We start from the raw sequence: 17,433 nt of genomic DNA, 5'->3' as shown, positions 1-17,433 counted from the left end.
TCTGGTGCGGTCGTCCCCACCATTGTCGGTGACGGCGCAAGCCCCGCGGTCAGCGGGGTTCGAGCACGACCACCGGGATCTCCCGGTCGGTCCACGAGGCGTAGCTCTCGAAGTCGGCGTAGAGCTCGACGAGCCTCGGCCAGAGCGCGGCCTTCTCCTCCGGATCGGCGGTCCGCGCCCGCACGCGGCGTACGCCCTCCTTCTTGATCCGGACCGTGGTGTCGGGGTTCGCGAGGAGGTTCGGGTACCACTGCGGGTTCTTCGGCAGGCCGCCCTGCGAGGCGACGATGACCAGGTCCCGGCCGTCCTCGAGGTAGAGCAGCGGCGTGGTGAAGGTCGTGCCGGACTTGCGACCGACGTGGTCGAGCAGGAGCGTCGGGACCGGCTTCTTCCAGCCCGCGCCGATCCGCCACTTCGAGCCGATCCGGCCGTTGGTGAGCTTGAAGACCCGGACCTGCGCCTTGGCGCCGTACTTGATGATCTTGGCGGTCAGCGGGGAGTCGAGCCCCTCGGGCTTGTCCTTGACCGCCACGTCACATCCCCCGCTTCCAGACGATCTCCTCGTGCAGCTTCCTGCTGCGCCATCCGTCCGGCGTCCGGGTCATCGTGTGGTGGTAGAGCCCGCCGAACTCGACGACCTTCTCACCACCCTTGCCGTCGTCCATCGGCATGGGGTTGTGGAAGTACGCCGTCGCCATCGCCTCGTCCCCTTCGAGGGTGATCGCGATCTGGGCCAGCGAGTGCATCCGCTTGGGGAAGAACGCCGGCAGCACCTCGGCCAGCCAGGTCTTCACCGTGGGGTAGGTGTCGGCGATCCCGCCGGACTCGGTGTAGTCGATCTCGGCGCCGGGCGTGAAGACCGTGTCGAGCAGGTCCCACTCGCCGGTGTCGATGCCGCGCGTGTAGCGGATGATGACGCCCTCGATCTCGAGGCGATCGCTGATCTCCTGAAGGTCCACAGGAGAACTGTGGCATGAAACTGAAACACGTTCTAGTATCTCGACAGGCTCGATAACCGAAAGGCCAGAGATGCGATTCACCTACGCCGAGGCGATGACCCAGGCGCAGTACTACGCGCCGCTCGCCCAGGCCGCCGAGGCCGCCGGCTACACGTCGATGACGGTCGCCGACAGCCTGATCTACCCCAAGGACTCCGACTCGAAGTACCCCTACACCGACACCGGGGACCGCGCGTTCCTGGACGGCAAGGAGTTCATCGAGACGATGGTGCTGTGCGCGCACCTGTTCGCGCACACGACCACGCTGCGGCTGACGCCGTTCGTGCTGAAGCTGCCGGTGCGCCCGCCGGTGCTGGTCGCCAAGCAGGCCTCGTCGCTGGCGTTCCTCTCGAACAACCGGCTCGGCCTCGGCGTCGGCATCTCGCCGTGGCCCGAGGACTTCGCGAACCTCGGCGTCTCGTGGGAGAAGCGCGGCAAGCGGATGGACGAGTGCATGGACATCCTGCGCGGCCTCACGACCGGCGAGTTCTTCTCGTACTCCGGTGAGTTCTACGAGGTCGACGAGCTCAAGCAGTGCCCCGGCGCGAGCGAGAAGATCCCGCTGCTGGTCGGCGGGCACGTCGACGCCGCGCTGCGCCGCGCCGTGGTGAAGGGCGACGGCTGGATGCACGCCGGCGGTGACGGCGAGGAGCTCGACCGGATGCTCACCCGGCTCCAGGAGATCCGCAAGGAGGAGGGTGACACCCGCGACGACTTCGAGGTCCACGTGATCTCGTTCGACGCCTACACCCCCGACGGCATCAAGCGCCTCGAGGACAAGGGCGTGACCGACTGCATCGTCGGCTTCCGGGTGCCGTACATCATGGGTCCCGACACCGAGCCGCTCGACAAGAAGATCGAGCACCTCGAGCGGTACGCCGAGCAGGTCATCCACAAGGTCAACGGATGAGCGAGTCGTACGGCCTGACCCAGGTCCTCCAGGACGCGATCGCCGAGGCCGAGGAGCTGGTCGCGAACGCGCCGTTCATCAAGACCGAGCAGGACCGGCTGGAGGGCTACGACTACCTCTCCGGGCGGATCCGGATGGCCATGCAGATGGCGTTCGACCACGACCTCGACCGGCCGCTGTTCATCAACCCCACCCACCAGTTCTCCCGGCAGGGCCTGGACAACCCGGACGCGATCTACTTCAACGCCTACCTCAAGGAGGGCGTGGAGTACGTCATCCGCGGGCGTCGCGGCACCAGCGCGGACCTGTCGTTCCAGGTGATGTCCGGCTCCTACTCCGCCGACTCGGCGGCCGGGTCGATGCTCGCGTTCGACGACCGCGAGCTGGAGAAGGACGCCGACGGTGGCTTCGAGTTCCGCTACGTCGCCGAGCCCGGCGCGAAGACGATGATCGTGCGCGAGGTCTTCAACGACTGGGACACCGAGGAGCGCGGCACGCTCACCATCGAGCGGGTCGACACCCTGGGCCAACCGGCGAAGCCGCTGCGCAAGGAGCGGCTGGCGCAGCGCTACGAGGTCGCGGCGAAGAGCCTGGTCGGGTCGATCCAGACCTGGATCGCCTTCCCGCACTTCTTCCAGTACAAGGAGCCGGCCAACGTGCCGACCGCGCCGCAGTCGACGCCCGGCGGGCTGTCGTCGCAGCGGTCCTCGATCGGTCACTACGACCTCGCCGAGGACCAGGCGCTCGTCATCACCGTGCCGGAGTGCACCGACTGCGCCTACCAGGCGATCCAGATCGGCTCCGACTGGTACGCCTCGACCGACTACGAGACGCACCAGACCTCGCTCACCAAGGCACAGGCGCAGGTCGACCCCGACGGCAAGATGCGGTTCGTGATCTCGGAGACGCCGCCCGGCGGCACCCCGATCGCGAACTGGTTGGAGACCACCGGCCACCGCACCGGCGCGATCATGCTGCGCTGGCAGCGCCTCGAGCGCGACCTGGGAGCCGACGACGGCCCGGTCGCCGAGGTGATGCCGCTCGCCGACGTACCTTCTCGGGTCCCGCACTTCACTCCCCTCACCACCGAGGAGTACGCCGCGCGGATCGCCGCCCGGCAGCGCTCCGTTGCCCGAAGGATGATCAGCTGATGAGCGACCTTGGCTACGCCCAGGCCCACGACACCTCGATCGAGGACCGCTACAGCGCCGTACCCCTGCTGAAGGGGAAGGTCGTGGTCGTCTCCGGCATCGGCCCCGGCCTCGGTCGGGCGCTGGCCGAGGAGGCCGCGAAGATGGGCGCGGACCTGGTGATCGCCAGCCGCACCGAGTCGCGGCTGCTCGAGCTCCAGGCCGACCTCGAGGGTCACGGCACCAAGGTGGTCAGCGTCGTGGCCGACGTGACCGACGAGGACTCGCGCGCCAACCTGCGCGACAAGACGCTCGAGGCGTTCGGCCGCGTGGACTGCGTCATCAACAACGCGTTCACGATCCCGCCGATGGACCCGATCACGCAGATCGAGCCGCGCAAGCTCGCCAAGGTCAACGAGACCAACGTGTTCGCCCCGCTGCGGCTCTCGGCGCTGTTCGCCGACGCGCTGTCGGAGTCCAAGGGCTCGATCATCATGCTGAACTCCTGCGTGGTGTTCTCGTCGCAGCCGGAGTACGCCGGCTACAAGCTGTCGAAGGGCGCGCTCGAGCACCTCGCGTCGTCGCTGGCGACCGAGCTCGGCCCGCGCGGCATCCGCGTCAACAGCGTGGCGCCGTCGTACATCTACGAGGACGTCAACCGCGGCTACTTCGACTTCCTCGGCGCGGTGGAGAACAAGACGCACGAGGAGGTGTACGCCGAGAAGGCCGGCCCGACCGACCTGAAGCGGCTCGCCTCCCCGCAGGAGGTCGCGCGGGCGACGCTGTTCCTCGCCTCCGACCTGGCGTCCGCGGTCACGGGGCAGATGCTGACCGTCGACTGCGGCGAGTTCCACGACTGAGTCTCGCTACACCGTCGCTCGTTCCTCGCGACGGCACTCGACCACCGAAAGAAACGCATGAGCGACAACATCATGACCCGGGAGCGGGCGGACGTCGGCAGCTACGAGGACATCGTCGCTGCCGCCGTCCGCACCACCGGCATGTCGGACTTCGGGGACGGCGTGCACGAGGAGGGGCTGCGGGTCCTCACCGAGGACCTGTCGTCGCCCGAGGCCGGGCTGACGCCGCGGGGCAACTACTTCCAGCGCAGCGAGGTGAAGTCCGCGCTGGTCGGCGTCCTGCTGACGCAGGCGCAGTTCACCGCGCACCCGGAGCACCGGGACGTGCCGATCGAGCGGCCGATCTTCCTGATGGGGCTGCCGCGCACGGGCACGACCGCGCTGCACCGCTACCTGCACGCGGACCCGAACGCGCAGGGTCTGGAGATGTGGCTGACGCAGTACCCGCAGCCGCGACCGCCGCGCGAGACGTGGGAGTCCGACCCGATCTTCACCGCCATGCAGCAGGCGTTCACCGCGCACCACGTGGAGTCGCCTGAGTTCATGGGGATCCACTACATGGATGCCACGACCGTCGAGGAGTGCTGGCGGCTGCTCCGGCAGACCGGCAAGTCGAACTCCTACGAGTCGCTGGCCAACCTGCCGCGCTACACCGAGTGGCTCCAGCAGCAGGACTGGACCGACGCGTACGCGCGGCACAAGCAGAACCTCCAGCTCGTCGGGCTCAACGACCCCGAGAAGCGCTGGATCCTCAAGAACCCGTCGCACATGACCGCGCTCGACGCGCTGATGACGGTCTACCCGGACGCGCTGATCGTCTACACGCACCGCGACCCGGTCACCTGCATCGCGTCGTCGTGCTCGCTGTCGGCCGAGACCACGGTCGGGCACAGCGACACGTACGTCGGCGGCGTCATCGGCCACACCCAGCTGGACCTGTGGTCGCGGGCGTTCCACGCGTTCCACGACGCGCGGCCGACGTACGACCAGGACCAGTTCATCGACATCGCCTTCAAGGACCTGGTCTCCGACCCGCTCGCGGTGACGCGGCGGATCTACGACCAGTTCGGCCTCGACTGGACCCCCGCCGTGCAGGCGGCGGTCGAGGCGATCGACCAGGAGTCCAAGCAGGGCAAGGCGAAGCCGTCGCACACCTACACGCTCAAGGACTACGGCCTCACCGAGGACCGGGTCCGAGAAGCCTTCGATCGATAGGGACGTCATGGAGAAGAAGCGCGTTGTCGTCTGGGGCACCGGCGTCGTCGGGTCGATGGTGATCGCGGAGATCCTCGACCACCCGGTGTTCGAGCTGGTCGGCGTCGGTGTCACCCGCTCCGAGCGGGCCGGCCAGGACGTCGGAACCCTGGTGGGGCTCGGGGAGACGGGCATCGTCACGACGACGTCGGTCGACGAGCTGATCGCGCTGAAGCCGGATGCCCTGGTGCACTACGGCCCGACCGCGCAGTACGCCGACGAGAACATCAAGGTGATGTCGGCGTTCCTCCGCGCGGGCATCGACGTCTGCTCGACCGCGATGACGCCGTGGGTCTGGCCGGGCATGAAGCAGAACCCCGGCAACTGGATCGACCCGATCACCCAGGCGTGCGAGGAGGGTGGCGCGTCCTGCTTCACCACCGGCATCGACCCGGGCTTCGCCAACGACCTGTTCCCCCTGACCCTGATGGGTCTCTGCGGTCGCGTCGACTCGGTGCGCGCGTCGGAGCTGCTCGACTACACCGACTACGAGGGCGACTACGAGGACGAGATGGGCATCGGCCGCCCGCCGTCGTACACGCCCCTCCTCGAGATCCCGGATCTGCTGATCATGGCGTGGGGCGCGACCGTGCCGATGATCGCGCACGCCGCGGGCATCGAGCTCGACGACATCACCACCACGTGGGAGAAGTGGGTGACGCCGACCGACCGCAAGACCGCGAAGGGCGTCATCGAGGCCGGGAACGTCGCGGCCATCCGCTTCACGATCAACGGCGTCTTCCAAGGCCGTGAGGTGATCTCGCTCGAGCACGTCAACCGGATCGGGCTGGACGCCGCTCCGGAGTGGCCGGCCGGCACCGGTGACGACGTGTACCGCGTCGACATCATCGGCTCGCCGTCGATCAGCCAGGAGACGGCGTTCCGCTTCACCGACGGCTCGGGCCGCGCGCCGGCGGTCGCCGGCTGTCTCGCGACCGGACTGCGCGCGCTGAACGCCGTGCCCTACGTCAACGACCTGCCCGCAGGTTGGGTGACCGCCCTCGACCTGCCGCTGATCCCCGGCGTGGGCACGATTCGTTGATCTCGGCTAGGTAGCCAGCCACTCCCGGACCCGGACGAACGTCTGGGGTCCGGCGTCCTTCGTGACGGTCACCGCGAGGTCGGCGATCGTCACCTCGCGCAGCGCTGCGCGCCACGCCTGCTCGGCCGCCTGCATCACGCGGTTGACGCCGCACGGTCGCTTGCAGGCCGTCGGGCTCGCGGGGAGCGGGCCGTTCTGCCGGATCTCGGTGCAGCGGAACGCCGGCTCCAGGCCCTCGATGGCGAGGACCACGTCGAGCACCGTGATCTCGTCGGCCGGCCGGGTCAGCCGGTAGCCGCCGACGCGTCCCTCCGTGGACGAGACGAGCCCGGCGCGGGACAGCTGCTGCAGGTGCTTGGCGAGATAGGTCCGCGAGATGCCGTGGAACTCCGCCAGCCGCTGCGTCGGCACCGGACCCTCGGCCTGGCTGAGCACGACGCAGCAGTGCACGGCCCACTCGACACCGCCGGACATCTTCATGTCGCCCATCGTACGCGAATACGTGGATGACAAGTGTCCGCGTTCGTGATCTAATCGTGGACATAACTTATCCGCGTTTATGACAGGAGCTCACCATGAAGATCGCCATCGCCGGCGCCACCGGCCGGATCGGTTCGCAGCTGGCCACCCTCGCCCTTGCGCAGGGTCACGACGTCGTCGAGATCGCCCGGGAGACCGGCTTCGACCTGCTCGCCCCCGGCGGCCTCGGCGACGCGCTCGCCGGCGTCGACACCGTGGTCGACGTGACGGCCGGCCCGCTCGAGACCGCGGGCGAGTTCTTCCCGGCCGTGGCGCGCAACCTCGGCACCGCCGCCGCGGAGGCCGGCGTACGCCGCACGGTCGTGCTCTCCATCGTGGGCGTCGACAAGAGCCCCGACTACGACTACTACGTCGCCAAGCTCGCGCAGGAGAACACCTACCGCGAGGTCGCGCCGGGCACGGTCGTCCTGCGGGCGACGCAGTTCCACGACTTCGCGAGCCAGATGCTCGAGTGGAACACCCAAGACGGCGTCGCCCACATCATCGACGTGCCGACCCAGCCGGTCGACACCCGGAGATCGTGAAGCTGCTGCTGACCCTCGCCACCAGCGAGGACGCCGGCGACGTCGACCTCGGCGGGCCGCAGCAGGTGAACCTCGTCGAGCAGGTACGCCGCCTCGTCGAGCGCGCCGGCTCCGGCGTGAAGGTCGAGCCCGTGGACGCGCCCGCCAGCCTGGCCGCCGGCGCGATGCTGCCCGGCCCGGGCGCGCTGCTGCGCGGCCCGAGCTGGGACGAGTGGCTCGCTGGCCGCTGACCTTGACCTCAAGCGAACTTGAGATTGTCGGATGGGCTCATGCGAGCCATACGACTTCATGAGTTCGGCCCGGCCGACCATCTCCGTCTCGACGAGGTCCCGGACCTGGCCCCGGGAACGGGCGAGGTCCGGATCGCGGTCGAGGCCAGCGGCGTCCACCTCCTCGACACGACCTTGCGCAAGGGTGAGCCCGGGCCGATGCCGCGCCCGGACCTGCCGACCATCCCGGGGCGCGAGGTGGCCGGGGTGGTCGACGTCGTCGGCGAGGGAGCCGACACCACGTGGCTCGGGCGCCGGGTGGTCGCGCACCTCGGCATGGTCCCGGGCGGGTACGCCGAGCAGGCCGTCACCGACGTCGCCAGGCTCTTCCCGGTGCCCGACCACGTGTCCTTCTCCGACGCGGTCGCAGCGGTCGGGACCGGCCGCACCGCCCAGGGGATCGTCGAGCTGGAGCCGGCCGGCCCCGGTGACGTCGTCCTGGTGCCGTCGGCCGCCGGCGGACTGGGCTGGCTGCTCGTCCAAGATGCACTGTCCCGGGGAGCGTCCGTGGTCGCGGCGGCCCGTGGCCCGGAGCGCACCGCTCGTCTCGCCGAGCTCGGCGCCGCCCAGGTCGTCGACTACGGCGAGGACGGCTGGGACGAGGCGCTCGACGGCGTCACGCTCGTGTACGACGGCGTCGGCGGCGAGGTCGGTCGCCGGTCGATGGAGCTCCTCCGACCCGGCGGCCGCCTGGTGATGTTCGGGTACTCCGCCGGCTCCCCGACGGCCTTCGACACCGGCGACCTGATCCGGCTGGGCATCACCGCCGGGTGAAGCCTCGGCGCCCGGATGAACGGGCTGACCGGCGGCATCCCCGGCCTGGCCGCCCGCGCCCTCGACCGGGTCGCGGAAGGAGCCTGGAGACCCCTGGTCACCACGTATCCGCTGGCCGACGCGGCCCGCGCCCACGCCGACCTGGAGGGCCGGCGGGCGCTGGGCAAGGTGGTGCTGGTCCCCTAGCGAGCCACCGTCACCGTGATCGTGTCGCCGGGCGCCACGACCGATCCGACCGCCGGGTCGGTCGACAGCACCCAGCCGCCCTTGGTGCGACCTTCGTCCGTGACGATCTCGACCGCAAGACCGAGCTCCTGCAGCTCGGCGGCGTAGGCGTCCACTTCGAGCAACGCGAAGCCGGGGACGGTGGTGTGCTCCTCCAGGATGGTGACCCCGGCGAGGAGGTTCTCGACGATCGCCTCCCCGTCGGCCGACGACGACTGCGCGACGAACGTGACCCCGAGCTCCGGGAGGTAGACCGAGCCGGAGGTCAGACCGTCCGCGGTCTCGACCGGTGAGCGCAAGGCCTCCTCGCCGTCGATCTCGGCGGAGGTCCAGGCACTGGTGTCCTCGAAGGTCTCGCCGGGCCGGACCTCGACGCTCTCGACGTCCGCCGGCCGCGGGATCAGCGCCAGGCAGATCGCACCCTGATCGATGACCACGGTGTCCTCCTGCGGGGTCCCGCACTCGGTGTCGTTGGTGCCCCACGCCTCGGGGACCGCGATCACCGCGGGACCGTACCCGACGTAGCGAGAGCCCTCCGGCGGGGCATCCGGGTCGGCCGGCGGGTCGGACGCGACCGGCGGTCGCGCGGCGGGCTCGTCGAGCTGCTGCCACGCGACCCCGCCCGCGGCGATCACGGCCACCGCGGCCGCGGCCCCGAGGGCCGTCATCCGGCTGCGGCGCCGGCGTACCGCCGACCGCATCGCGTCGATCGGAGGGGCGCCGACCGGGATGTCGGCGACCCGCTCCTCGAGCAGGGTGTTCAGGTCGTCCACGGGATCTCCTGTGGGGTCAGGTTGGGGTCGGCACCGAGGGCGGTGAGGGCGCGCGAGAGCCGGCTCTTCACGGTGCCGGGCGCGACGCCGAGGACGGAGGCCATCTGCGCCTCGGTGAGGTCGAGGTAGTAGCGCAGGACGACCGCGATCCGTTGGTCGTTCCCCAGCGCGGCCAGCGCCCGGTCGAGACCGACGGCGTCCACGGTGGTCGTGGCGACGTCCGCGAGCGCGGTGTCGGGCAGCTGCTCGGTCGGCACCTCCCGGCGCCACATCCGGCGGCGCTGGTCGATGAACGTGTTGACCACGATCCGGTGCACGTAGGCGTCGCGGTCGTCGGCGCGCTGCACCTTCGACCACTTCACCAGGCAGCGGGTGAGCGCCGTCTGCACGACGTCCTCCGCCTCGTGCGGCGTGCACCCGAGCAGCACCGCCGCGCGCACCAGCCGTGGCCAGCGCGCGGCGACGTACTCGCCGAACTCGTCGTCCTTCATCCGACCTCCTCACCCGTACGACGGGCCGGGTCGAGGAGTTGGTTCCGATGTTCTTTGGGGCTGATGCCGTACGCCCGCTTGAAGGCGGTGCTGAGCGCGAAGGGGGTGGAGTAGCCGACCTGGCGCGCGACGGCGGAGAGCGTGGCGCCGGGCTCGCGGAGGAGGTCGGCGGCGAGTGCGAGGCGCCACCCGGTGAGGAAGGTCATCGGCGGCTCGCCAACGACGTCGGTGAAGCGGCGGGCGAACGCCGCGCGGGAGACGCCGCCGGCGGCCGCGAGTTCGGCGACGGTCCACGGGTGCTCGGGGTGGTGCTGGAGCAGCCGGAGCGCGGGGCCGACGACCGGGTCGGACTGGCCGAGGTACCACGCCGGCGGGTCCGCCTCCGGCCGGGCGAACCAGGCGCGCAGCACCGCGATCAGCAGCAGGTCGAGGAGCCGGTCGAGCACGGCCTCCTGACCGGGCGCGTCCTTGGCGATCTCGTCCGCGAGCAGCGGCACGAGCGGGGAGCCGAGCTCGTCCTGGGTGAGGACGACGAACCGCGGCAGCGCCCGCAGCAGCCGGCGGCTGACCTCGCCCTCCAGGCTGTAGGCACCGACCAGCATCAGCGTCTCGCCGACCGCGCTGTTGCCCCAGCTCCGCACGCCCTGGTGCATCTCCTCGGCGAGCGGGCGGCCGTCGGGCGTGGTGCAGACCTGGCCGGGGTGGATCACCGCCTGCGGCGGCGTCGTACGTTCGTCGGCGACGGTCCAGTGGTCGGGTCCGAGCGAGACCACGACGTCGCCGGCCCTGATGAGGAACGGCTCGCCGTCGTCGGGCACGGCCCAGGCGTGGCCGCGCACCATCGCGGTGACGGTCAGCGGCGACTCGTCCTGGAGGTGGACCGACCAGGGCGGGTCCATCTGGCAGCGCAGCAGGAACGCGCCACGGGCGCGGGGGCCGTCGAGCAGTCCGGCGAGTCCGTCCATCTGCTCAGGCTAGGGGTGGACGATCACGTATGGAAGTGCGTGTTTCCGCGATGGATCGTCTCGTCGCCGCCCGGTGTCATGGTCACATGAACGAGATCCTCGAGAACCTCCGGGCGCCCGTCCTCCTCGCCGCGACCCTGGCCGCCGGCCTGCAGGCCGGTACGTACTACGCCTGGGCGTCGGGCGTGATGCCCGGCCTGGCCCGGGTCGACGACCGGACCTTCGTGTCGACGATGACCAACGTGAACGTGGCGATCGTGAACCCGGCCTTCATCGCGACCTTCCTGGGCGCTCCCGCGCTCGCGGCGGCGGCCGTGGCGACCACCACCGGCTCGGCCCGCGGATGGGCGATCGCCGGGCTGGTCCTCGCCATCGGCACGGTCGTCGTCACCGGGGCCGGCAACGTCCCGCTGAACGACGCGCTCGCCGAGCGCGGCGGGTCGCGCGCCGACTTCGAGGCAGCGTGGGTCCGCTGGAACGTCGTACGCACCCTCACCTCGACCGGAGCGCTCGCCTGCCTGGCGTGGTCGGCCATCCGCTCCTAGGGCGTGGTCGAAGGGTTTCGACGGGGAGTCTCGGCGGTACCGTGGGCCGTGCCCCCGCCACGTCTGCTCGTGCTGCTCGCAGTGCTCTGCGGGCTCCTCTCGATCGGGGCGGCGGCGAGCGCCGACGAGGAGACCGCGCCGCGCGTCGTGCGGGTCGGGACCGAGGGCGTGTACCCGCCGTTCACCTACCGCGACCCGGAGACCAACGAGCTCACCGGCTTCGACGTCGAGGTGGTGGAGGCGATCGGCGAGGAGGCGGGCTGGGACCTGGAGTTCGTCGAGGCGCCGTTCGACTCCCTGTTCCCGGCGCTCGACTCGAACCGGATCGACGTCATCGCCAACCAGGTGACGATCACCGGTGAGCGCGAGGCGCGCTACCTGTTCAGCACGCCGTACACGTACTCGCACGGCGTCATCGTCACCGCGAAGGACACCGACGACATCACGTCGCTCGAGGACCTGAAGGGGCGAACGACGGCGCAGACCGCCAGCAGCAACTGGGCGCAGGTCGCCAAGGACGCCGGCGCGAAGGTGGAGTACGTCCAGGACTTCGGGCCCGGCGTCGAGCTCGTCGTGCAGGGTCGGGTCGACGCGATCGTCAACGACAACATCGCCGTGCTCGACTACCTCGCGACGTCCGGCAACGACCAGGTGAAGATCGCGGGCGACGCCGGCGATGAGGTCCTCGAGCAGGCGCTGACGTTCCGCCAGGGCGACCCGGAGCTGCAGCAGGAGGCCGACGAGGCGATCGCCACCCTCACCGAGGACGGGACGCTCGCCGAGATCTCCGAGAGGTACTTCGGCGCCGACGTGACCGTGCAGGGCGGCGCGGAGGACGTCGAGGTCGGCGCCTCCGACTCGCGCACCACGTGGGAGGTCGTGAAGGACACCGCGTGGCCGATGTTCGTGGGGCTGGTCAAGGGCAACATCCCGCTGACGATCTTCAGCTTCGCCATCGGCATGGTGCTCGCCGTGGCGGCGGCGCTCGCGCGGCTGTCCTCGGTGAGGGTGCTCGACTGGATCGCCCGCGCCTACATCTCGATCATCCGCGGTACGCCGCTGCTGGTGCAGCTGTTCATCGTGTTCTACGGGCTGCCGCAGATCGGCGTCGACCTGGATCCGTACCCCGCCGCGATCGCGGCGCTCAGCCTCAACGTGGGTGGGTACGCCGCCGAGGTGGTCCGGGCCGCGATCCTGTCGGTGCCGCGCGGGCAGTACGAAGCCGCGACGGTCATCGGCATGGACTACGGGCAGTCGATGCGTCGCATCGTGCTGCCCCAGGCCGCGCGGATCGCCGTACCGCCCCTGGGGAACACGCTGCTCTCGCTGATCAAGGACACCGCGCTCGCGTCGCTGGTGCTGGTGCCGGAGCTGTTCCGCGAGGCGCAGGTGACCGCGGCGGCGACGACGGAGTACCTGCCGCTCTACATCATGGCGGCGCTGTACTTCTGGGTGGTCTGCTACCTCGTCAGCCTGGCGCAGGGTCCGCTCGAACGACGACTGGGCAGGTACGCGACATGACCGACCTGATCGAGGTCCGTGGACTCACGAAGTCCTTCGGTGACCACCACGTCCTGCGCGGCGTGGACTTCAGCGCCGAGTCCGGCACCGTCACCGTGCTGCTCGGCCCGTCGGGCTCGGGCAAGACCACGGTGCTGCGCTCCCTCAACGTCCTGGAGACGCCGGAGGCCGGGATCGTCCGGATCGGGGACGCGTCGGTCGACTTCGCCTTCTCCCCCGATCGGCGCGCGGTGAAGGCGCTGCGCTCCAAGAGCGGCATGGTGTTCCAGGCGCACAACCTGTTCCCCCACAAGACCGTCCTCGGCAACCTCATCGAGGGGCCGGTGCAGGTGCAGAAGCGCCCGGTCGACGAGGCGGTCGCCGACGCCCGCGCCCTCCTCGAGCAGGTCGGCCTCGCCGGCCGCGAGGACTCCTACCCCTCGCAGCTCTCCGGCGGTCAGCAGCAGCGCGTCGGCATCGCCCGCGCCCTGGCGCTGCGCCCCGAGGTGCTGCTGCTGGACGAACCGACGTCCGCTCTCGACCCCGAGCTCGTCGGCGAGGTCCTCGCGGTCATCCGCGACCTGGCCGCCGAGAACTGGACCCTCGTCATCGTCACCCACGAGGTCCGGTTCGCCCGCGACGTCGCCGACGAGGTGCTGTTCCTCGACGAGGGCGTCGTGGCCGAACGCGGCGGCGCCGAGGTGCTCACCGATCCGCGCGAGGAGCGGACGCGCCGGTTCCTGGCGCGAGTGCTGGACGCGCGATGAGGCGGGCGCCGCCGGGCTGCGGCTGACTCAGCCAAGGGGACGCGACACAATGGTTGGCCCAGGTGCCAACCTCGGGAGGGTGGTCATGAGCATCAACGCAGACAGGCACGACGAGTCCAACCCACGCGCGAGCGACGTGAGGAGCGACGACGGGGCGGACAGCTCACTCGCGGCGGCTCGCCTGCTCGAGATGACAGCGCGCGAGACCGACCAGTGGCGCGCCGACGCCAAGAGCGAGGCGGCCGAGATCGTCCGAGCAGCACGGGACGAGGCCGAACGCCTCGTGACCGCGGCCCGGGAGGAGGCGGAGCGGACCACGAACGACGCGCGCGTCGAGGCGTACCGGGTCCGACAGGAGACGACGGACTCCCGCAGGCGCCAGGACGAGGAGATCGCCCAGCTCCAGGCGACGGCCACCGAGCACCGCGAGCAGCTGCGGCGCCACCTGACCGACATGCTCGGACGGATCGACGCGACTCCGGGTGACAGCGGCCAGTAGCCCCACGCCCGCTCGCCGCACCACCCAGGGACGTCGCTGGTGCGAGCGATCCCGGGAGACGCACGTGGGTGGGCAGCAGGTGAGCAGTCGATGACCTGGGATCTGAGCACCGGTCCGAGGCACGGTCGCCTCCGCAACGAAACGGGGAGAAGACCCCGGCTCGAGGACGGAGGAAGCACGTGAACAGAACACATCTCAGGACATCCCTGGCGGTGACGGCACTCGTCGGACTGGGCGTGACCCCGGTGTCGGCAGCGGCGGCTCAACCGGCCCGTGGCGCAGAGACCTGCACCCTGCGGCTGCTGACGACGAAGGCGGTCGACCTCCAGCACGACGTCAAGGGCACCGACGAGGTGCGGGCCCAGCTGGGCAACACGACCAGCAGGACCCGGACCTACACGGTCGGGCAGCGCCGCAACACGCTGTCCGACGGCAGGGAGACCTTCACCGGATCCACCCAGGTATCCCTCCAGGTCGAGGTCCTCGGGGGCGTCTGGCTGCCCATCGACACCCGCGGGATCCGCTGCGAGGACCAGACGCGTGACCTCGTGCTGTCCAGCAACGACGCCCGGTACAAGGCGCGCGCTGTCGTCGAGGTCATCTGACCCGACAGAGAGGGCCTCCGGCGGGGATCGGCCGACTGCGGTCGCCGATCCACCCGGAGGCCCTCACCCATGTCCGGCCGGGCGCCGCAGAGCGGCGAGCACGATGCCGGCGTACCCGTGGTCCGGCTGGTCGCGCAGCTCGTGGACCTCGACCGCGCCGTCGACGGCTCCCCAGCGGGCACGCACCAGGCGTCGCAGGTCGCCCTCGTCGACGCCGGCGCTCGCGAAGGTGACGTCACCGACGCGGTAGCCGTGCGACCGGCGGAGCATCGCGGTGAGCAGCAGGCCGCCGGGCTCGACGCGGTCGAGGACGTGGCCCATGAACGTCGCCCAGGCGCGCGGGTCTCCGGTCGCCGAGTCGGCACAGTAGGCGCTGACGACCGTCGCCCAGCGCGGCTCGGAGGACGGGCACCGGCCGTCGACGTGGACGAGTCGGGTGACCCGGGCGCGCGTGAGCTCCTCGCGGTGCCGTACGTCGTCGGGCGTGGGCGCCGCGACGCCTTCGCACGCCAGCGTGTGCCGCACGAACGGACGCCAGTCGTGCGCGCCCGGGTCGCGGTCCAGCCAGCGCCGGACCTCCGCGAGGTTGGCGTCGAGGTAGTCGCCCAGGTGGATCTCGGACGCGACGGGCGCAGCGAGGAACACGTGGTGCAGCGTCGGGCCGGTGCCGAAGTACAGCACCGGGCGGGCGCGGCAGGCGCCGGCGATCTCCCGGACGAAGAAGCCGATCGTCGCCACCTCGTCCGGCTCGACCTCGCGGTAGTAGTCGCGCAGGTAGTCGGCCGGCACCCAGTCGGTGTCGAAGCTCGCGGCGCGGTGAGCGACGTACGCGGTGGTGCCGCGGCCGAGGGCGTACTCGTACGCCGCGGCGCCGAGGTTGGCACCGGCCAGGAACGTGATCGCGTCCGTCGCATCGACGGGGTCGGCGACCAGCGCAGCACCGAACGCCCCGGCGTAGTAGGGCACCTCCTTGGCGAGCTCGGTGAGCAGGTAGCCGGAGGTGGCCGCCCACCGGCGGACGCGCGGCCGGCGCCGGCGGGTGAGCTCGAACGCCGCCTTCGAGAGGACGTTCGTGCTGGCGCCGGTGACCTCGAGCAGCCGGAGGTTCGCGACCAGGTTCGTGCGGAGGCCGAGGTACCACGCGAGGTAGCTGGCCACGAGGACGGCGACCAACCAGGTGGCCGCGAGACCGTCGAGGACGCCGGCGGTGACGGCCAGGAGGCCGGCGGCGGTGGCGACGAGGTCGAGTGCGTACGTCGACAGGACGGTCGCGACCGCGCTGACCGCCCACGCCGTCCACGACGCCGGCCGGGCGACCCCGAGAGCCATGGTCAGGTCCGGACCGGGGCGGGCGAGGCGGCGGCGACGAGGTCGGCGCGACTCGGTCCCGACGAGAGCCGGTCGGCCAGCCACGGCTCCAGCCGGCGACCGGTCGCGGGATCGGCGAGCGCGTCCGGGGGCAGCGCGAGCAGGCCCCCGATCCGCGAGGAGGCTCGGGCCAGGACGGGGTCGACGGCCGCACCCCGGCGGAGGGCACCCGACATCGCCCAGCCGATGTCGTCGGTGCGGTACGGCTCGCCGCGTGCCGCTGCTCCCATCTCGGCCAGCCGGTGCCGGTCGAACCAGGTCGTCGCATCGACCCACGGCTGCACGCGGTCGGTCCAGGCGGCCGCGAACGCCGCGACGACGTCGCCGGTCGCTCCGGCCAGGACGTCGCGGAGGGCCACGGCCTGGAGGGCCCCGAGCGACGCACCACGACCGAGGCTGGGGTTGGTGGCGACGGCCGAGTCGCCGACGGCGACCAGCCCGGTGACGACCGGGATGCCGTCGACGACGTAGCGGCGGCTCACGTCCTCGATCCCGGCGATCGGCACCACGTCGGAGGTCGGCTCTCCCCGGTCGATCCAGGGCGCCGCGGCGGTGTGCGCGGCGACCCGGTCCCAGACGGCTACGTGCCGGAGGGAGCGCAGCTGCGCGTCGTCGGCCCGCGTCGCCAGGGCGACGCTGAAGGTGCCGTCGTCACCCGGCAGCGTCAACGCGGACAGCGAGCCGTGGTGGGTCAGCGCGGCACCGAGCCCGCTCGGCGTCCTGCCGTCCCGCGTCCGGAAGTGGCGACTCCAGTAGACGAGGCCGGCCGGCTCGTGGAGCTCCACGGGAGCCGCCCCGACCGTCGTGAGAAGGCCGGGCACCGGCGTACGGCGGCCGGCGCAGTCGACCACCAGGCCGGCCATGACCGCCTCGTCGCCGAGCCGGAGGCCGCGCACGTGCGGCACCTCGCCGCCGTCCAGCACCAGGCCGTCGACCCGGGAACCGCGACGGACCGTCACCCTCGGCTCGGACTCCGCGAGCCGGGCGAGACAGGCCTCCAGCACCGGACGACGTACGGCGACGGTGTCGAGCTCCTCGTCGCCGGGCTGCCATCCGTGGGTGACGGCGGTGCCCTGCAGGTGCAGCAGGTTCATCGGCCGACCGCCCGCCTCGAGGAGCATCGCCGGCAGCTCGGGCAGCTCGTCGCAGACGGTGCGATACCAGCGCGGGAGCATCAGGTGCGGGTGCCGGAACTGGTTCACGCCCGGGCGCAGCCAGCCCGCCCACGCATCCTCGCCGGGGCCGGGTGGAGCTCCTGCGTCGCGCTCGAGGACCGTGACGCGGCGTCCGGCGCGGGCGAGCAGGAGAGCGGTGGTCAGACCGGTGAGCCCGGAGCCGATGACGACGACGGGGCGGCGGGAGTCCTGGTCGGTGTGGTGGTCCATGGACGCCAC

20 protein-coding genes and 1 pseudogene are annotated in these 17,433 nt (G+C 71.2%); 13 read left to right on the top strand and 8 right to left on the bottom strand.

Annotated features, from left to right (window positions below):
- Window positions 1–49: 49 nt before the first annotated feature.
- Together MJ604_RS16585 and MJ604_RS16580 are read right to left on the bottom strand one after the other, a co-directional pair.
- Window positions 50–532: a nitroreductase family deazaflavin-dependent oxidoreductase gene (locus MJ604_RS16585; RefSeq protein WP_243059611.1), complete on the bottom strand. Its 483-nt coding sequence runs from the start codon at window positions 530–532 to the stop codon at window positions 50–52.
- A 1-nt stretch (window position 533) separates the two neighbouring features.
- Window positions 534–959, bottom strand: a complete 426-nt coding sequence (locus MJ604_RS16580) for a nuclear transport factor 2 family protein (protein WP_243059610.1) — start codon at window positions 957–959, stop codon at window positions 534–536.
- Window positions 960–1,029: 70 nt separating this feature from the next.
- Here MJ604_RS16580 and MJ604_RS16575 point away from each other — a divergent pair, with 70 nt between their 5' ends.
- Genes MJ604_RS16575 through MJ604_RS16555 form a run of 5 tightly spaced genes read left to right on the top strand, consistent with a single transcriptional unit; the run spans window position 1,030 to window position 6,194 of the window.
- The gene (locus tag MJ604_RS16575; protein ID WP_243059609.1) at window positions 1,030–1,908 is read left to right on the top strand and encodes a TIGR03619 family F420-dependent LLM class oxidoreductase; all 879 of its coding nucleotides are present in this window, start codon (window positions 1,030–1,032) and stop codon (window positions 1,906–1,908) included.
- Entirely contained in the window at window positions 1,905–3,059 is a 1,155-nt protein-coding gene (locus tag MJ604_RS16570) for a hypothetical protein (RefSeq protein ID WP_243059608.1), read from the top strand. Before MJ604_RS16575 ends, MJ604_RS16570 begins: the two co-directional genes overlap by 4 nt.
- Complete coding sequence (locus MJ604_RS16565) at window positions 3,059–3,898, top strand: SDR family oxidoreductase (protein WP_243059607.1); 840 nt, start codon at window positions 3,059–3,061, stop codon at window positions 3,896–3,898. Before MJ604_RS16570 ends, MJ604_RS16565 begins: the two co-directional genes overlap by 1 nt.
- A gap of 57 nt (window positions 3,899–3,955) precedes the next feature.
- Window positions 3,956–5,113: a sulfotransferase gene (locus MJ604_RS16560; RefSeq protein WP_243059606.1), complete on the top strand. Its 1,158-nt coding sequence runs from the start codon at window positions 3,956–3,958 to the stop codon at window positions 5,111–5,113.
- Window positions 5,114–5,120: 7 nt separating this feature from the next.
- Window positions 5,121–6,194 carry a diacylglycerol kinase gene (locus MJ604_RS16555; RefSeq protein WP_243059605.1) on the top strand — a complete coding sequence of 358 codons (1,074 nt, stop codon included), beginning with the start codon at window positions 5,121–5,123 and terminating at the stop codon, window positions 6,192–6,194.
- 6 nt (window positions 6,195–6,200) lie between these two features.
- On the opposite strand, the gene MJ604_RS16550 is transcribed toward MJ604_RS16555, so the two are convergent.
- Entirely contained in the window at window positions 6,201–6,674 is a 474-nt protein-coding gene (locus MJ604_RS16550; RefSeq protein WP_243059604.1) for an Rrf2 family transcriptional regulator, read from the bottom strand.
- A 95-nt stretch (window positions 6,675–6,769) separates the two neighbouring features.
- Here MJ604_RS16550 and MJ604_RS16545 point away from each other — a divergent pair, with 95 nt between their 5' ends.
- The 3 genes and pseudogenes from MJ604_RS16545 (at window position 6,770) to MJ604_RS16535 (ending at window position 8,487) form a co-directional block, all read left to right on the top strand.
- Complete coding sequence (locus MJ604_RS16545; RefSeq protein WP_243059603.1) at window positions 6,770–7,258, top strand: SDR family oxidoreductase; 489 nt, start codon at window positions 6,770–6,772, stop codon at window positions 7,256–7,258.
- Window positions 7,255–7,488, top strand: a complete 234-nt coding sequence (locus MJ604_RS16540) for a hypothetical protein (RefSeq protein WP_243059602.1) — start codon at window positions 7,255–7,257, stop codon at window positions 7,486–7,488. The genes MJ604_RS16545 and MJ604_RS16540 overlap by 4 nt, the downstream gene beginning before the upstream one ends.
- A 39-nt stretch (window positions 7,489–7,527) precedes the next feature.
- Window positions 7,528–8,487, top strand: a pseudogene (locus MJ604_RS16535) (zinc-binding dehydrogenase).
- Here MJ604_RS16535 and MJ604_RS16530 read toward each other — a convergent pair.
- From MJ604_RS16530 to MJ604_RS16520, 3 genes are read right to left on the bottom strand one after another with little or no spacing between them, the layout of a single operon-like run.
- The gene (locus tag MJ604_RS16530) at window positions 8,484–9,299 is read right to left on the bottom strand and encodes a PASTA domain-containing protein (protein ID WP_243059601.1); all 816 of its coding nucleotides are present in this window, start codon (window positions 9,297–9,299) and stop codon (window positions 8,484–8,486) included. The pseudogene MJ604_RS16535 and the gene MJ604_RS16530 sit on opposite strands and share 4 nt — an antisense overlap.
- Entirely contained in the window at window positions 9,287–9,790 is a 504-nt protein-coding gene (locus tag MJ604_RS16525) for a SigE family RNA polymerase sigma factor (protein ID WP_243059600.1), read from the bottom strand. The genes MJ604_RS16530 and MJ604_RS16525 overlap by 13 nt, the downstream gene beginning before the upstream one ends.
- On the bottom strand, window positions 9,787–10,755 hold the full coding sequence (locus tag MJ604_RS16520; RefSeq protein WP_243059599.1) for an AraC family transcriptional regulator: 969 nt from the start codon (window positions 10,753–10,755) through the stop codon (window positions 9,787–9,789). The genes MJ604_RS16525 and MJ604_RS16520 overlap by 4 nt, the downstream gene beginning before the upstream one ends.
- 86 nt (window positions 10,756–10,841) lie before the next feature.
- Here MJ604_RS16520 and MJ604_RS16515 point away from each other — a divergent pair, with 86 nt between their 5' ends.
- The 5 genes from MJ604_RS16515 to MJ604_RS16495 all read left to right on the top strand — a co-directional run bounded on the left by MJ604_RS16515 (window position 10,842) and on the right by MJ604_RS16495 (window position 14,671).
- Window positions 10,842–11,300: a DUF1772 domain-containing protein gene (locus tag MJ604_RS16515; protein WP_243059598.1), complete on the top strand. Its 459-nt coding sequence runs from the start codon at window positions 10,842–10,844 to the stop codon at window positions 11,298–11,300.
- Window positions 11,301–11,348: 48 nt separating this feature from the next.
- The gene (locus MJ604_RS16510; RefSeq protein WP_243059597.1) at window positions 11,349–12,821 is read left to right on the top strand and encodes an ABC transporter substrate-binding protein/permease; all 1,473 of its coding nucleotides are present in this window, start codon (window positions 11,349–11,351) and stop codon (window positions 12,819–12,821) included.
- Complete coding sequence (locus MJ604_RS16505) at window positions 12,818–13,567, top strand: amino acid ABC transporter ATP-binding protein (RefSeq protein ID WP_243059596.1); 750 nt, start codon at window positions 12,818–12,820, stop codon at window positions 13,565–13,567. Before MJ604_RS16510 ends, MJ604_RS16505 begins: the two co-directional genes overlap by 4 nt.
- A gap of 85 nt (window positions 13,568–13,652) precedes the next feature.
- A complete protein-coding gene (locus MJ604_RS16500; RefSeq protein ID WP_243059595.1) occupies window positions 13,653–14,066 on the top strand; it encodes a hypothetical protein in 414 nt (137 codons plus the stop codon).
- Between the two features lie 212 nt (window positions 14,067–14,278).
- A complete protein-coding gene (locus MJ604_RS16495; RefSeq protein WP_243059594.1) occupies window positions 14,279–14,671 on the top strand; it encodes a hypothetical protein in 393 nt (130 codons plus the stop codon).
- A gap of 63 nt (window positions 14,672–14,734) precedes the next feature.
- Here the strand turns inward: MJ604_RS16495 and gntF are convergent, their stop codons facing one another.
- Together gntF and MJ604_RS16485 are read right to left on the bottom strand one after the other, a co-directional pair.
- A complete protein-coding gene (gene gntF / locus MJ604_RS16490; RefSeq protein WP_243059593.1) occupies window positions 14,735–16,000 on the bottom strand; it encodes a guanitoxin biosynthesis pre-guanitoxin forming N-methyltransferase GntF in 1,266 nt (421 codons plus the stop codon).
- A gap of 2 nt (window positions 16,001–16,002) precedes the next feature.
- Complete coding sequence (locus MJ604_RS16485; RefSeq protein WP_243059592.1) at window positions 16,003–17,424, bottom strand: NAD(P)/FAD-dependent oxidoreductase; 1,422 nt, start codon at window positions 17,422–17,424, stop codon at window positions 16,003–16,005.
- Window positions 17,425–17,433: the final 9 nt, after the last annotated feature.

It is taken from the genome of Nocardioides sp. SR21 (genome assembly GCF_022761125.1).
Lineage (GTDB): Bacteria > Actinomycetota > Actinomycetes > Propionibacteriales > Nocardioidaceae > Nocardioides.
The sequence above is the reverse complement of the archived record's forward strand: the minus strand, read 5'-3'. Positions and strand labels throughout refer to the sequence as shown.